Origin of the sequence: Streptococcus acidominimus, from assembly GCF_001921825.1 — a bacterium.
Lineage (GTDB): Bacteria > Bacillota > Bacilli > Lactobacillales > Streptococcaceae > Streptococcus > Streptococcus acidominimus.
In genome coordinates this window covers 14,377-29,420 of the sequence record NZ_MSJL01000005.1, presented here as the reverse complement: position 1 = coordinate 29,420, position 15,044 = coordinate 14,377, and the positions used below count along the sequence as shown (strand labels likewise).

At 44.7% G+C, this 15,044-nt stretch carries 12 protein-coding genes and 1 riboswitch; of the genes, 7 read left to right on the top strand and 5 right to left on the bottom strand.

All coding sequences use genetic code 11. From position 1 onward, the window contains the following. Nucleotides 1-47 precede the first annotated feature (47 nt). Nucleotides 48-590 carry a GNAT family N-acetyltransferase gene (locus BU200_RS01755; protein ID WP_075098556.1) on the bottom strand — a complete coding sequence of 181 codons (543 nt, stop codon included), beginning with the start codon at nucleotides 588-590 and terminating at the stop codon, nucleotides 48-50. Nucleotides 591-874: 284 nt separating this feature from the next. Further along, entirely contained in the window at nucleotides 875-1,660 is a 786-nt protein-coding gene (locus tag BU200_RS01750; protein ID WP_075098555.1) for an L-threonylcarbamoyladenylate synthase, read from the bottom strand. A gap of 671 nt (nucleotides 1,661-2,331) precedes the next feature. Next, nucleotides 2,332-2,428: riboswitch (glycine riboswitch) on the top strand. Between the two features lie 148 nt (nucleotides 2,429-2,576). On the opposite strand from BU200_RS01750, the gene BU200_RS01745 reads away from it, so the two are divergent. From BU200_RS01745 to BU200_RS01735, 3 genes are all read left to right on the top strand, one after another. Further along, nucleotides 2,577-3,908, top strand: coding sequence for an alanine/glycine:cation symporter family protein (locus tag BU200_RS01745; RefSeq protein WP_075098517.1), 1,332 nt, complete (start codon nucleotides 2,577-2,579; stop codon nucleotides 3,906-3,908). A gap of 357 nt (nucleotides 3,909-4,265) precedes the next feature. Further along, nucleotides 4,266-5,048, top strand: a complete 783-nt coding sequence (locus BU200_RS01740) for a mechanosensitive ion channel family protein (protein WP_075098554.1) — start codon at nucleotides 4,266-4,268, stop codon at nucleotides 5,046-5,048. 12 nt (nucleotides 5,049-5,060) lie between these two features. Beyond that, nucleotides 5,061-5,666 (top strand): DUF4352 domain-containing protein, encoded by a 606-nt coding sequence (locus tag BU200_RS01735; protein ID WP_075098516.1) that lies wholly within the window; start codon nucleotides 5,061-5,063, stop codon nucleotides 5,664-5,666. Between the two features lie 674 nt (nucleotides 5,667-6,340). Here BU200_RS01735 and BU200_RS01725 read toward each other — a convergent pair. Then, complete coding sequence (locus BU200_RS01725; RefSeq protein ID WP_158015083.1) at nucleotides 6,341-7,240, bottom strand: cation transporter; 900 nt, start codon at nucleotides 7,238-7,240, stop codon at nucleotides 6,341-6,343. 583 nt (nucleotides 7,241-7,823) lie between these two features. Further along, on the bottom strand, nucleotides 7,824-9,170 hold the full coding sequence (gene gdhA, locus BU200_RS01720; RefSeq protein WP_075098514.1) for an NADP-specific glutamate dehydrogenase: 1,347 nt from the start codon (nucleotides 9,168-9,170) through the stop codon (nucleotides 7,824-7,826). A 297-nt stretch (nucleotides 9,171-9,467) separates the two neighbouring features. Here gdhA and BU200_RS01715 point away from each other — a divergent pair, with 297 nt between their 5' ends. The 4 genes from BU200_RS01715 to BU200_RS01700 all read left to right on the top strand — a co-directional run bounded on the left by BU200_RS01715 (nucleotide 9,468) and on the right by BU200_RS01700 (nucleotide 13,699). After that, the gene (locus tag BU200_RS01715; protein ID WP_075098513.1) at nucleotides 9,468-10,403 is read left to right on the top strand and encodes a dihydroorotate oxidase; all 936 of its coding nucleotides are present in this window, start codon (nucleotides 9,468-9,470) and stop codon (nucleotides 10,401-10,403) included. 344 nt (nucleotides 10,404-10,747) lie between these two features. Then, nucleotides 10,748-12,028 (top strand): CapA family protein, encoded by a 1,281-nt coding sequence (locus BU200_RS01710; protein WP_075098552.1) that lies wholly within the window; start codon nucleotides 10,748-10,750, stop codon nucleotides 12,026-12,028. Nucleotides 12,029-12,051: 23 nt separating this feature from the next. Continuing rightward, the gene (locus BU200_RS01705; RefSeq protein WP_075098512.1) at nucleotides 12,052-12,906 is read left to right on the top strand and encodes a Cof-type HAD-IIB family hydrolase; all 855 of its coding nucleotides are present in this window, start codon (nucleotides 12,052-12,054) and stop codon (nucleotides 12,904-12,906) included. Continuing rightward, a complete protein-coding gene (locus BU200_RS01700; RefSeq protein ID WP_075098511.1) occupies nucleotides 12,887-13,699 on the top strand; it encodes a Cof-type HAD-IIB family hydrolase in 813 nt (270 codons plus the stop codon). The genes BU200_RS01705 and BU200_RS01700 overlap by 20 nt, the downstream gene beginning before the upstream one ends. 728 nt (nucleotides 13,700-14,427) lie before the next feature. Here BU200_RS01700 and BU200_RS01690 read toward each other — a convergent pair. After that, the gene (locus BU200_RS01690; protein ID WP_075098509.1) at nucleotides 14,428-14,961 is read right to left on the bottom strand and encodes a TetR/AcrR family transcriptional regulator; all 534 of its coding nucleotides are present in this window, start codon (nucleotides 14,959-14,961) and stop codon (nucleotides 14,428-14,430) included. Between the last annotated feature and the right edge of the window lie 83 nt (nucleotides 14,962-15,044).

Genomic DNA, 15,044 nt, shown 5'->3' with positions numbered 1-15,044 from the left:
TCCGAAGCTAGTCATATCGAGGGGGTATGTGATGGAGGAGAGTAAAGCTAGCGGATATTTGCCTGTTCGTTCCATTCTTCCTTGAGGATGCCGTATTTGACGGAGTCGTAGTAGACGCCTTGCCAATAGCGGACTTTTCGGATTTGAGCCTCTTTCGCCATCCCGAGTTTTTCAGCAGCTCTCATCATACGCTGGTTGCCACTCCAAGTGGTGAGACCGATATGCTCAAGACTTGGGATCGTTTCAAAGATATGCCGAATCCACAAAGTCATAGCTTGAGTGCCGTAGCCTCCACTCCAGTAAGCAGGGTCAAAGATGATAATACCTATCTCGAGCCATCTAGTATCTTCACTTTCCCAATAGTAGGACACCATGCCAATAGGCTTTTGATCAATAAAAATTCCCTGAACGGTTGCAGAATCTAAAAAGGAGTAGATAGCTGATTGCTGAAAGGTTTCAAACTCCCTAAAGGCTCGATAGTCATCAAAATAAGGTGCGTCCCACTTTTTCCATTCGGGCTGTTCTTCCCGATAGCCAATTTCCCAAATTTGCTGGAGGTCTTCCTCGCTAAAAGGTTTTAAGTGAAGCATGCTAGCCATAGTATCAATCGTCCTCTTAATTATTGTATTTATACTCGTCAAAAATCCCAAAATCTGACGTCGTTCATTCACCTTGCTGAGTAAAAAGCTCCAGTGGAGGTTTTTAGCCTGTTTCCTTAAAACAAGATAGAACGAGTGGCACTCGTGTCGCCTAGTCTAGGAATAGCCTGTTGAAGGTTGGAAGTAAAACGAGTGCAACTTGTGTCAAGTGTGCCCCTCTTTGGGACATAACTGTTTCAGCTTTAGCCAGTTCCAGATTTTGGTTTTATAGAGTATTAGTAATACTCACCTTGGCGGTAGTCCCATGAGTTGAAGTGGTCTGAAAGGTGCATCATAATCTTGTCAATGTCAAGCCCCTTGCGGATGACGACTGGGCATGGGGAAATGGAGCGGCTGTCCTCGCCTTGTTCGGGAATAAGTTTTCCGTCAGCGTCAACCATAGAGACCATGACACCTTGTTCGTAGCGGGTCTCAACTGTCTTATTAGGCTGGATAGAGGCGACATAATCGTCTGCTTCAATCACAAGGTCTACCTTTGATTCGATCCGCTCACCGATTCCGTCTACCTTGCCACGATTCCCTTTTCCAGAAGGGTTGGCAGAAGAAGCGTAGACCATACGATCTTCTGTCTCCCACATCTCTTTGGCGATTTGCTCTCCAGCGACCCCAAACTTGATGACAAAGCAAGAGGTACCACGACTATCTGTCATCAATTCCTCGCGACCGTCACCATAGGCTTTGAGCTTGGCATAGGCCTCCTCTCGCCAAGGCAGAATACAGCCAAGCAAAATATCTTGGTCCCAATGTTTTTGATAGAAAGCGTCAATTTCAGGAGTTAGTTGAGCCAATTCACGGAGTTCTTCCATGCTACCGCAAAGGACGACACCGGGTTTAGTGCGCTTGCGCTCCTTGGCATCAAATTTTCGCTCTAAGCCAGCCTTGTCAGCAGTCATGATAATGTAGCCAACCTTGGTAGGGCAAACAATGACACCCCCTTCGCCCTTGATGATGTCAAGTCCCTCTTGTGACAGTTGCCCATCCCAATGGATATGTTTTGTCATAGCATTACTCTCCTTGTCTAAATTTTCAGATAATTCAATTATATCAGAATTTTTATGAAAATCAAGTCTATTTTCAGGAGCAAGCATTCAAGAAAAAAAGGGTGATGATGTAGCTACTTCCTATCCTCTTTTCTGCTGTCAAAATCAACAATAGCAAATGCGAGATTATCCTGTGGTTTCATATAAATAGATTGTTTGATTTGGAAATGGCAGGCATAGATGATAATGTGAATATATAATTAAGGTTTCGACCTTTGGCTACTGGTGATGAGAAGAGGATACTGTCTTGCTTTCTTCTCTCCCAATTCGTGAGCTGATCCAAGAGCATCACAGAGCAAGGTTGGGCGGGAGTGCTGGAGTGGAAAACAGGGGAATGAAAAGATAGCAGGAAATCAAGAGGCATCCTCTTTATGAAATTTTCTAAAAAATGTTCTTGCCTTTTTTCATTTTTTCGATATACTAATAGTAATACTCAAGAAAAATCAAAAATAGATCGAACATTTTTTAAGGGAACAGACTGAAAACCTCCATTGGAGCTTTTCACTCATCAAGGCTCTTGACAAAGTGTCGTTTTGATTTTTAAAGAGGATAACTCATCTCAGCATTAGCTGGGGATACAAAATGAATACCGGTTGACATCTCATAGGAGGATTTAGATCTGACTGTGGGAAAGACGGGACTCTGGAGAGACCGTAATGGCGCCGAAGGGGCAAGGTGAAGCGTGGATGTTTCACTCAAACTCTCAGGCAAAAGGACAGAGCATAGGATATTGGAAAAGCATTTCCCCTAGGCTATTGGGTAGCATAGTTGCCTGAGCGTATCGCTCGGTACCCTATTCTGATTATGGTTAAAACAGAGTTTGACGTCTTCGTCAGGCTCTTTCGTTTTGATTGAAAAGTATATGGAGGAGATATAAATGTTAGAAATATTGCAGCAGCTCAACAGTCTGGTTTGGGGCGCGCCCCTGCTCATGCTTTTGGTGGGGACGGGCATCTATTTTACGCTTCGAATGGGGCTTTTCCAAGTTAGAAGATTGCCACGGGCATTTCGTCTCGTTTTGTCGGATGACGCAAGCGGCCAAGGGGATGTCTCTAGCTTTGCGGCTCTCTGTACAGCCCTAGCAGCAACGGTCGGTACAGGAAATATTGTCGGTGTTGCTACTGCCATTAAGACGGGTGGTCCGGGGGCTCTTTTTTGGATGTGGGTTGCAGCCTTTTTCGGTATGGCAACCAAGTATGCCGAAGGCTTTTTGGCGATTAAATACCGGACCAAGGATGCCAATGGTCAAGTGGCAGGAGGTCCGATGCACTATATCACGCTCGGTATGGGGGAAAAATGGAAACCTTTGGCGATCTTCTTTGCTATTTCAGGGGTTCTGGTAGCCTTTCTTGGTATTGGTACCTTTGCACAGGTCAATTCCATTACCTCTTCTCTGGAAAATAGTTTTGCCTTTTCACCGCAGTTGACGAGTGTCATTTTAGCAGTGGTTGTCGCCATCATTATCTTTGGTGGGATCGAATCCATTTCCAAGGTTTCGACCAAGGTTGTACCTTTTATGGCACTGCTTTATATCACAGCGACCATAGCGCTATTGGTCATGAACGCAAGCCAAATCTTACCGACCCTTGCCTTGGTAGTGAAAAGTGCCTTTACTCCGACTGCGGCTTTCGGTGGGTTTGCAGGGGCGAGCGTTCGTGCGGCTATTCAAAACGGGATTGCGCGCGGTGTCTTTTCAAACGAATCAGGTCTCGGTTCAGCCCCGATTGCAGCAGCTGCCGCTAAGTCTAATCAACCTGTTGAACAGGGCTTGATTTCCATGATTGGTACCTTTATCGATACGATTATCATTTGTAGTTTGACAGGTCTGTCCATCTTAGTGACAGGTCAATGGACAGTAGAAGGATTGCAGGGTGCGCCTTTGACTCAGGCGGCTTTTGCGACCTTGTTTGGAAATCCTGGTGCCCTTGCTTTGACCTTTAGCCTCGTTCTCTTTGCCTTTACGACGATTTTGGGTTGGAGCTATTACGGGGAGCGGTGCTTTGAATTTCTCTTTGGGACACGGTTTATCTTACTGTATCGGTTGATTTTTATTGCCATGGTCGCCCTAGGAGGCTTTCTCCAGTTAGATGTCATCTGGGTCATTGCGGATATTGTCAATGGGCTTATGGCGCTACCGAATTTACTTGCCCTCTTAGCCTTGTCGCCGATTATTATTCGTGAAACCCGTCAGTATTTCAAGGGGAAGTAGAAAAGAACATGTAAGCCACTCAGTCATAGTGAGTGGAAAAGATGAGGAAGTTAAGGATTGTCTAGTGGGATTGGGTGGTTGAGGCTGGGCTCAAGTCCAGCCTTGCTTCTCATGGTTCGTGTCAACATCTCAGCGCAGTGGTTGATTGGCAGATTTGTTCGTGTTTCTCACTCCAAATCTGACCTAATCAACTGTGCGGAGGTGGGAAGACGAACTCTTTTTCAACCAGTCGAGTTCTTTCCCACTCCCTTCTAGCGAGTGTTGCCTACTTTTAAATAATGTATGGTATAATAACAATAGAAGGAGGCGCATGTGGATTTTTTAACCAAATACCTAGCCCAATTTGATGTGGAAGCGATGTTTATGGAGCTGGTGAGCAAGGTGTTATCGCTTGTTCTATTAGTGCTTGTTTTTTACGTGATTAAAAAGATGGCGACTTTTTCTGTCAAAAAATTGTTTCTATCCCCTCTTCGAGTGCCAACGCAGGATGTAGGACGGCAAAAGACGCTTGCGCGTCTTCTGGAAAGTGGCTTGAACTATGTCTTGTACTTCCTTCTGCTGTATTCAATTTTGACGATTCTGGGGCTTCCGGTCTCTAGCCTCTTGGCAGGAGCAGGGATTGCTGGGGTTGCAATCGGGATGGGGGCTCAAGGTTTCTTATCTGATCTAGTCAATGGCTTTTTCATCCTCTTGGAACGCCAGTTTGATGTGGGAGAGGTGGTTGGCTTGACCAATGGTGCCATTAAGATAAAAGGCACTGTCACTAGCGTGGGGATTCGGACAACCCAAGTGCGAGATGCGGATGGAACTCTTCACTTTATCCCTAATCGCAATATTCTCGTTGTCAGTAATCAATCGCGGGGAGATATGCGGGTGGAGCTAGATCTACCCCTTAGCTTAACCGCTGATCTGGCTAAGGTTGAGCAGGTGATAGAAGCGGTCAATCAGAAAGAGGTGAGCCGCGTGCCCGCCATTCAAGGTCTGAAAATGGTCGGTCCACAAAGGATTGAAAATGGGCAATTTGTCTTTCGGGTACACTTCTTTGTGACCAATGGTCAGCAGAGTAGCGTCTACCAACAGTTTTACACTCTCTATCAAGAAGCCCTGCTGACAGCAGGTATTGATCTGGTCAATCAGTAAAAAGGAGAAATCATGTTTCCAAAAGAATGTATCATTGAAGATGGTCAGGTGTACTATCGAAAAAAAGCGCTCTACAAACAGCCCCTATTCTGGACAACGATAGCGGGAGCGATTGTAGCCCTTATCATGGGAGTTTTACTTTTTTTAACAGTCTTGGGCGTAGCAAGTTCTTCCTATTCTGATAGCGACATATATGAGACCTATGAGAATACAAGGTCAGAACTGTTTACTGAAAAAGAAATAGGGGAAGAGGTGGAATTGCAGATGGGCTTGATGCTAACCGTGCAATCCATGGAAGTGGATGCTAAGATAGACTTGGATGATCCCTACTATGACCAAGCCTTGGTTGTGAAAGTACAGGTGGAAAACCCGACCAAGAAAGCCTTGTATTTTGATGAGCGCGATAGCTTCTTATTGGGAACACAAGATCGTTACAGCGAGGAGTTTGAAACGATATACAGTCTTGATAATCGAACTTATGATAGCGCTTGGATCAAGAAAGTCAATCCTGGAGAAAAAGTAGAATACACCCTAATCTATGGGGTGGATAACATTCCCAATTATCGTTTCATTTATGAAGAAAATGCGTGGAATCTCCTGCAAGAACAAAGATTATAAGCAAATGAAAAGAGGAGTGGACTCAAACCTGATTTCGGAGAAATCAATGCTAGAGTTCACTCCCCTTTTTGACGTAGAATTTAGGGCGCGTTCAATTGTACAAGATACGAGAGCGTTTGACACGAGTTTCACTCGTTTTATCTCCAACCCTCCCCAGTCTATTCCCAGACTGTGGAAGCAACTCCTAGACAAAATAGGCGGCCGAACAGAAGCGGTTCGCTTCGTCGTGAGACCCCCACAAAGGCATCTGATTGTAGTGATAGCTACAATCAGATGCCTACTGTGTCTTATCTAGGGCTACTCAACTTTCTGACTACGCTTTGTCAGTGAGTTGTAGCTCGAGTTCAATTACCCAAGATACGGGAGCGTTTGACACGAGTTTTACTCGTTTTATTTCCTACCTTCCCCAGTCTATTCCTAGACTGTTGAAAATTGGAGATAAAATAGGCGACCGAACAGAAGCGGCTCGCTTCGTCGTGAGCCCCTACAAAGGCAACTAGATTGGCGTGTTAGCGGCAATCAGGTGTCTACTATGTGTTAATTTAGGGTTACTCAATTTTCTGATTACGCTTTGTCAGTGAGTTGTAACTCATGTTCAATGATAAAAGATAAACTAAATGACTATACAACTCTTGACCAAGTCTCTTTTTGATTTTTGACGAGCATAAGGAGTATTAGGCGTAGATAATAGCTGCCTTTGCATTGGGATAGAGTTCTTGTAATTTTTCGATAAAGCTAGGGTGAGGGGCTAGCATACGGGACAGTAAGGTTTCGTCGTGGTCTTCTACATAGATTTTGACACGTAGATCCATGCCGACTTTGATAATTTGATAATTGAAATGAGGTAGAAGGGGGCGGAAATGCTGTAAAATCAAATCATCAATGGGGTCTGTAATCTCTTGATCGGTTGTCAAACCATGGGATAATTCGATAAAGGCTGTATGGAGCATTTTGGCAGGTTCGGGCAGGAGACAGATAACAGAGATACTCGTGATAAAGAAGTCTGCCGTATAGTGTAGGAAGCCGAGTGCTCCATTGATGTCAATGATATAGAGCAGACAAAAAGCAAGCCCTGCTCCCAGAGACTGGAGGCCATCAATCAGACTGCCCTTGGTTTCAGCCTTTAAAATGGTACTGAGGAAATGGATTTTTTTATTTTGCGAATGGTTATAAAAACTGAGTGCAAAACATAGCGAGACGACAAAGAGAGTATAAGGGAAGATGGGGCCTACAAGAAGGGGATCTCCCTCACCCGTAATCATATAGTGCAGGGCGGTCTCTGACGCATTGATGAGCGCCAAGATGAGGAGCAGTAAGATTAAAATAGACTTAAAAATAGCATAGAGAGGCTCTAAAAAATGAAGACCATGTGGATAACGCGTGGTCTTTTTGTGGCTAATACGTGAGATATAAATACCGATAATGGCGGATAAAAAACTGATAAATGAGAAAAATCCATCCAGCAGGAGCGCTTGGATATCGGTGATAAAGTAGACAATGATGCCCGCGAGCGACACAATAAAGGTCATGATAAAATTAACAATGAGAGACCTTTGTTCAATTCTTTTTTGCAATACAGTTCCTCCTTTATTATACTTCATAGTTCTATTATACAGGAATTGTGCAAATTTCACAAATTACCCAAGATACGAGAGCGTTAAGCAACTCCTAGACAAAATAGGAAATCGAAGCAGGGTGTCTTGCACCCAATGAGATTTATCTTTTTGTCAGTGAGTTGTAGCTCGAGTTCAATTAAGCAAGATACGAGGACGTTAAGCGAGCAAAGCAAAAATAGGAGTTTTGACGCAGAACTTTTAGATGAGAGTTTGCTCTGCAAACTTCTATTCTACTCACCTCCAGAGGTATCCCATACCTCTGGAGCTAGGAAAAACTATCCCTAAAGGGAGCCATATCTGTAACCAGTTAAAACTGGAACAGCTACGTCTCTTTTTTGCACAGCTCGTAGTCCGAGTTCAATTCCACAAGATACGAGGACGTTAAAAGCACACTGTGAAAATAGGAAATCTGACGCAGAAACTTATGAAGTAAAAAAAGCCAGACCTGAAATAGCAAAGCTAAAACAGGTCTGGCTTTTGTTCGAGCGTTTGGCTCCTATTGGATTTTTAGGAAATCCAAAGGTTAGTACAGGGTTGTGGCTTATACCAAGCCTTGTGCGATCATTGCATCTGCAATCTGTTCAAAGGCAGCAATGTTAGCGCCAGCAAGGTAGTCTTTGCCAAGGTTGTATTTTTCAGCTGTTTCTTTTGCAGTATTGAAGATGTTTGCCATGATGTCCTTCAAGCGGCTATCCACTTCTTCAGCTGTCCATGAGAGGCGGAGGCTGTTTTGGCTCATTTCCAGTGCAGATACGGCAACACCTCCAGCATTAGCAGCCTTGGCTAGTCCGTAAAGGACACCATTTTCTTGGTAAGTGTGAATAGCATCCAAGTTAGATGGCATGTTGGCACCTTCGGCAACACAGTAAACACCATTTTTCACGAGGCGAGCAGCAGCTTCACCGTCAATCTCATTTTGAGTTGCACATGGAAGGGCGATGTCTGCTTTTCCGTCATAAGACCAGACAGAGCCTTCGTGGTAAGTAGCAGTTGCCTTTTCAGCAGCATATTCTGTCAGACGAGCGCGGCGCTTGTTCTTGATGTCGCAAAGGAGATCGAAGTCGATACCAGTCTCATCAATGATATAGCCGTTTGAATCAGATACGGAAATGACTTTGGCACCAAGTTCCGTTGCTTTTTGAACGGCGAATTGCGCCACATTACCAGAACCAGAAATCAGAACAGTTTGGTCTTTGAATGATTGACCATTTGCCTGAAGCATATTGTCTGTGAAGTAGACAAGACCGTAACCAGTTGCTTCTGGACGAATCAAGCTACCCCCAAAGCCGAGAGGTTTACCAGTCAAGACACCTGCATCGAATTGGCGGAGGCGCTTGTATTGGCCATACATGTAGCCGATTTCGCGCCCACCGACCCCGATGTCGCCAGCTGGCACATCAAGGGATGGTCCGATATGTTTTTGAAGCTCGGTCATGAAACTTTGGCAGAAACGCATGATTTCTGCATCAGTCTTGCCTTTGGGATCGAAGTCAGATCCCCCCTTACCGCCACCGATTGGTAGACCAGTCAAGACATTTTTGAAGATTTGTTCAAATCCAAGGAATTTTAAGATGGACTGGTTAACGGTTGGATGGAAACGAAGTCCGCCTTTGTAAGGACCGACTGCTGAATTAAATTGAACGCGGTAGCCACGGTTGACTTGGACCTTTCCGTCCTTATCTGTCCAAGGTACACGGAAACTAATGACGCGCTCAGGTTCGACAATGCGTGCCAGAATGTTTTCAGTAATGTATTCTGGATGTGCTTCGATAACTGGTTCAAGGGTGTTGAACAATTCCTCAACAGCCTGTAAAAATTCTGTTTCATGTGGGTTGCGTGCTTTTACAGCCTCAAATGATTGCTGGATATATTCTTTTGCAGTTGTCATAAGATAATGTCACCTTTTCTAATTGGAATGATACTCCCAACATTCTCCTCTCTTGTTGTCGCTCTTTTCCAATGGGAAAGCTGATCAGAGATTGAGTGTTAGGGTGCATGGGTCTAAATATTAAATTTTCAGACAATTTAATATTCACGCTTGCTATTATAGCACCAAGTGGTGAAAATGTAAAGCAAAATAGTAAAAATTCTGACAATTTTTGTGACAAGGAAAAAGGGGGACTAAGGCTATTTTTTAGCACCATTTTATGATAAAATGGATAAAATAAGGATTTTGGAGGACAGTATGCCATCAACCAAGACACAAATTGCGGGAGTTAGCTTTGAAAACTGCCTGATGAATGCAGCAGGAGTTGCCTGCATGACCATTGCGGAGTTGGAGGAAGTGAAAAACTCACAAGCAGGAACCTTTGTCACCAAGACGGCGACCTTAGAAGCGCGTGTCGGAAATCCAGAGCCGCGCTATCAAGATGTGCCGCTCGGCTCCATCAACTCGATGGGCTTGCCAAATCAAGGCTTGGACTACTATCTGGATTATCTCTTGGATTTGCAGGAAAAAGAGCCAACTCGGACTTTCTTTTTATCGCTTGTCGGTCTGTCTCAAGAAGAGACGCATACGATTTTGAAAAAGGTTGAAAAAAGTGATTTCAAGGGCTTGACGGAGTTGAATCTGTCCTGTCCAAATGTGCCAGGAAAACCTCAGATTGCCTATGATTTTGAGACGACAGAACGGATTCTGAAAGAGGTTTTCAGCTACTTTACCAAGCCTTTGGGCATTAAGTTGCCACCCTATTTTGATATGGCTCATTTTGATCAGGCAGCAGCGATTTTTAACCAATTTCCGCTTGCCTTTGTCAACTGTGTCAATTCGATTGGAAATGGGCTTTACATTGAGGATGAGTCGGTGGTAATCCGTCCTAAAAATGGTTTTGGTGGGATCGGTGGAGAGTATATCAAGCCAACAGCTCTGGCGAATGTCCATGCCTTCTACCAGCGGTTAAAGCCAGAAATTCAGATTATCGGAACAGGTGGTGTTTTGACGGGGCGTGATGCTTTTGAGCATATTCTTTGCGGGGCTAGCATGGTACAGGTAGGAACTACTCTTCATAAGGAAGGTGTTGGAGCTTTTGAGCGCATCACAGCAGAATTACAAGCCATTATGGTAGAAAAAGGCTATGACAGCCTAGAGGATTTCCGCGGGAAAGTGCAATACCTAGATTAACTTTGGATGTATGGTGATAGAATGCGCAGCCGTACTAGAGAAGATGTGATGTTGAACTACCGTTAATCGGTGAGGACGCAGAATAGAAGTTTAAAAAAGGGGCAATGATAGTCATTTCATCTATCTATTTGATTTTCGACGAGTATGGCTACCTGCGATTTTTGACGAAACCCTCGTTTTCTTTATTTCCCGCCTCCCCCAGTCTCTTCCCAGGCTGTTTGAGCTAGTGTGATGGCTTTTAGAATGAACGGGTGAAAATCAAGGAATTTTCACCCGTTTTTCATAGAGGATGCCTAGCTTTTTCAGTAAGAATAGCGTATACTGGAAGAAAGGAGGAGGATATGATGAGGAGAAGACAAAATCGTATTGGTAAGCGTAGGCGGCAGCAACAGAAAAGATGGGTTGGTTCCATTCTTTTATTGTCACTGCTAGTGGCTGGATTAGCAGGAGTTGTCTATGGTGGGACAGCTCTTTGGTCTCGTTTTTCATTTGCAAATCCAGAGAGCTCCTCTTCTAGTACAACTCGTACAACTTCAGCAGGAGTAAAAGAGCCGATAAGGCAGGAGCAAGGGGTTCAGACTGCAAGAGTGATGGCGCACGGGGACTTACTCTACCATGATGTGATCTATCAGAGCGCCCTAAAGCCGGATGGTCAGTATGATTTTACGGATAATTTTACCTATGTCAAACCTTGGATTGAGCAGGCGGATCTTGCAATAGCAGACTTTGAGGGCACGATTTCGGCGGACTACCCCTTGGCTGGCTATCCCTTGTTTAATGCCCCTGCATCAGTTGTCACTGCTATTCAGCAGACCGGCTATGATGTAGTTGATCTAGCCCACAATCACATTCTCGACTCACACCTGCCAGGTCTAATATCGACAGTTGATGCTTTTAGACAGGCTGGTGTGGATACAGTGGGTGTGTACCGTGATGGCAATCGAGGAAGGGCACCTATTTATATCAAGGAAGTCAATGGGATTAGGATAGCGATTCTTGCCTATGCCTACGGCTTCAATGGTATGGAGACCAACCTATCCCAAGAAGAATATGGAAACTATATGTCTGACCTAAACCTCGAGCGGATGAAGGAAGAAATCGAGCGAGCAGAAGCAGAGGCAGATCTGACAGTCGTCATGCCGCAAATGGGAGTAGAATACCAGCTAGAGCCGACAGAAGAACAGGTCAGCCTTTACCGACAAATGGTGGACTGGGGAGCAGACATCATCTTTGGTGGACATCCCCATGTGGCAGAGCCAGCAGAAATCCTTGAAAAAGATGGGGAGCGCAAGCTGATTGTCTATTCAATGGGGAATTTCCTATCCAACCAGCGTATAGAGACCATGGAGGGTGTTGCGAACGCTCAATGGACCGAGCGTGGGGTTCTGATGGACGTGACACTTGAAAAGAAAGATGGGAAAACGCGGATTCAGATGGCGAAGGGGCATCCGACCTGGGTCAGTCGACTTCCTAAAGAGGGGACAGACTTGTTCACCTACCAAACCCTTGTACTGGAGGATTTCATTGAAGGGGGAGCACATCGCCACTTACTAGATGACGAAACCAAGGCGCGAATCGATCTTGCCTATCAAGAGATGAAAGATTTTATGGGCTTGAGTTGGTGATGTCAGAAATAAGGGGATAAACAATGACAATAAAAGCAGTTGTAACGGATATGGATGGAACCTTTTTAGATGATCGTGGAGGATTTGATCGTAAGCGGTTTGAGCGGGTTCTCGTGCGCTTAGAAGCAAAGGGCATTCCTTTTATCGTAGCAAGTGGCAATGGCTTGCAACGTTTATTGGCTCTTTTTGCAGGGTTTGAGGATCGCGTCATGTTTCTGGCAGAAAATGGTGGTCTGTTTTACCATAAGGGAGAGGTGCTGTTTCGTAAGACCTTAGAGCCCAGTGTCGTCGAAAACCTAATTGAATATTACAGGGAGAAAGCGGCAGAATATTGTCTAATGGTTTCAAGCGACCGAACTATTTACATAGATGAACGTGCTCCTCAACCTTTTGCTGGGACTGATATAGCTATTACAGCAGCGCAATTGCAGGCCTTTTGGGATAGGATTACCCGTCTGAGAGACTTGCGTGAGATACCTTCTGGTACTACTATTACCCATGCAGGTTTTTGGGTGAAAGAGGAGCTAGTGGATAGACTGGTGGCAGACTGCAACCAAGTGTTTGGTGAGCAGGTGCTTGCTGTGACCAGCGGCTATGGTTCGGTGAGTATCTTGCCCAAAGGTGTACATAAGGCTTGGGGCTTGGAGCAGATTTTGCACGGACTGGGAATAGAGGCTCGGGATGTGCTTGCCTTTGGCGATAGCGACAATGATTTGGAATTATTATCCTATGTGGGGCATTCCTACGCCATGGCCAATGCGACGGATCGGGTCAAAGTAGCAGCTGACAACCTTGCACCCTCGCATGTTGACCAAGGGGTTCTGGTGGTGATAGAAGAATATTTAAAGGGAGAAGAAGATGCAACAAGCCAAGATTAAGTTAGTCGCTTTTGATATGGATGGAACCTTTTTAAATTCGCAAAATGACTATGATCGGCAGCGTTTTGCGCGTATCTGGCAGCAACTGCAAGAACGTGGCATCCGTGTGGCAGCTATTTCTGGCAATCAGTATCAGCAAATCAAATCTTTTTTCCCGGATTTTCATGACCAGATGACTATTGTGTCGGAGGTGGGATCTGTTATTGTAGAAAATGGAGAGCGGATTGCAGCCTATCATTTTGAAGCAGAAACGGTGGCGGACTTGCTTGCCTTAGTGGCAGAGAAAAATCTTTTAGATCGTTGTTCTATCAGTGGTTTTAAAGCCCTCTATTTTTCTCGGAATGCACCTGAGGATTTCAAGCGATTGATTACCAAGCACAATTATGAGTGGCAGGAAATTGAGGATTTGAGGGATCTACCAGATGATGAGGTGACGATTTTGACCTTGGATGTGCCGGAAATGGATATTCAGGCTCTGGTGGCAGACTTAAATGCAAGAGGAAAAGGGAAGGCGCGTGCAGTGTCGAGTGGTTTTAACTTTATTGATATTGTACAACCAGACGTTAATAAAGGAGTTGCGCTTGATTTTCTCGCCAAGCGTTGGCAGATAGAAGCGTCTGAAATCATGGCTTTTGGTGACAGTGACAATGATTTGGAGATGCTGGCCTATGCAGGTTACTCCTATGCGATGGCAGGTAGTCCTAAGAGCGTCTATCAGGCAGCTAAATTTCAAGCTCCGTCTAATGATGCCTCGGGCGTCTTTCAAGTGATTGAAGAAGTGGTCTTATCCTGATGTGGTAAGGCTTTTTTAGTTCCTGCTAGTTGGTATAGTCATTTAGTTTATATTTTTATTACTTCGTTAACTGGTCTTGTATAATTGAACTTGGGCTACGAGCTGTGCAAAAAAGAGCGATGACTGTTTCAGTTTTAGCTGATGATGGTTCTTTAGGAAATAGGATGAAAACCTCCACAGGAGCTTTTCACTCGTCAAAACTCCTATTTTTGCTTTGCTCGCTCCCACAGTCTAGGAATAGACTGTGGGAGGTTGGAGATAAAACGAGTAGTGCTCGTGTCAAACAGTCTGGGAATAGACTGTTGAAGAAGGTTGGAGATAAAACGAGCAGTACTCGTGTCAAACAGTCTAGGAATAGACTGTGGGAGGTTGGAGATAAAACGAGCAGTGCTCGTGTCAAATGTTCTCGTATCTTGTTTAATTGAACTCGGACTACAACTCGCTGACAAAGCGTATTCAGAAAGTTGAGTAAGCCTAGATAGACATCACAGTAGGCATCTGATTGTCGCTAACACGCCAATCTAGTTGCCTTTGTGGGGGTCTCACTACGAAGCTAAAGCTTCTGTTCGGCCGCCTATTTTGTCTAGGAGTTGCTTAACGTCCTCGTATCTTGTGTAACTGAACTCGAGCTACGAGCTGTGCAAAAAAGATAGTTTTTCCTAGAACTTATAGTTCTGCGTCAAAACTCCTATTTTTGCTTTGCTCGCTTAACGCTCTCGTATCTTGTGTTACGGTAATAGTTTTAAGACTAATTCGGTCATTTCGGTTGGGGATTCGGTTTTTCCTTTGTTAATCCAGGCTTGGACAATGCCGAAGAAGGCGTGGGCGAAGTAAATGCTGCGGTAGTCTTTTTCTGTGTCAGATAGGGGATCAAGACCGATACGGTCTGCTAGGTCGTTGTTGATGAAGAGGCGGACCTTATTGATGAGAAAGGCTTGAATTTCCTGACTGCCATTGTGGGTGAGAAGGGCAGATAGGAGCTGTTCACGGGAGAGGAGGACGAAGATTTCATGAAAAACCTTTTTTCGACCGCGTTCATACTGGCTAACGATATCTTCAATCTCGATAAAGAGCGCCTCTTGGTAGGCTTCAATCAGCTGGTATTTGTCCCGATAGTGGGTGTAGAAGCCAGAGCGGCTGACGCCTGCTGTCTGGGCGAGGTGGGTGGTAGTAATCTCATTGAATTGCTGGTGCTGCAAGCAGGTCACCATAGCTTCTAAGATAGCCTTTTTGGTTTCTTCGCGTCGTGTATCTGTCCCCATGATTCTCCTTTTGTACATTCTTGGACAATCTGTCTAAAAATGCTTTTTGAAACTTGATTTTGCTTTCTAGCTTTGTATAATAT

Excerpts from the sequence above, each read along its gene's own strand:
- BU200_RS01745 (WP_075098517.1), top strand. The coding sequence starts at position 2,577 with ATGTTAGAAATATTGCAGCAGCTCAACAGTCTGGTTTGGGGCGCGCCC.
- BU200_RS01715 (WP_075098513.1), top strand. The coding sequence starts at position 9,468 with ATGCCATCAACCAAGACACAAATTGCGGGAGTTAGCTTTGAAAACTGC.
- BU200_RS01735 (WP_075098516.1), top strand. The coding sequence starts at position 5,061 with ATGTTTCCAAAAGAATGTATCATTGAAGATGGTCAGGTGTACTATCGA.
- BU200_RS01755 (WP_075098556.1), bottom strand. The coding sequence starts at position 590 with ATGCTTCACTTAAAACCTTTTAGCGAGGAAGACCTCCAGCAAATTTGG.
- BU200_RS01690 (WP_075098509.1), bottom strand. The coding sequence starts at position 14,961 with ATGGGGACAGATACACGACGCGAAGAAACCAAAAAGGCTATCTTAGAA.
- BU200_RS01750 (WP_075098555.1), bottom strand. The coding sequence starts at position 1,660 with ATGACAAAACATATCCATTGGGATGGGCAACTGTCACAAGAGGGACTT.
- BU200_RS01710 (WP_075098552.1), top strand. The coding sequence starts at position 10,748 with ATGAGGAGAAGACAAAATCGTATTGGTAAGCGTAGGCGGCAGCAACAG.
- gdhA (WP_075098514.1), bottom strand. The coding sequence starts at position 9,170 with ATGACAACTGCAAAAGAATATATCCAGCAATCATTTGAGGCTGTAAAA.
- BU200_RS01700 (WP_075098511.1), top strand. The coding sequence starts at position 12,887 with ATGCAACAAGCCAAGATTAAGTTAGTCGCTTTTGATATGGATGGAACC.
- BU200_RS01740 (WP_075098554.1), top strand. The coding sequence starts at position 4,266 with ATGTTTATGGAGCTGGTGAGCAAGGTGTTATCGCTTGTTCTATTAGTG.
- BU200_RS01705 (WP_075098512.1), top strand. The coding sequence starts at position 12,052 with ATGACAATAAAAGCAGTTGTAACGGATATGGATGGAACCTTTTTAGAT.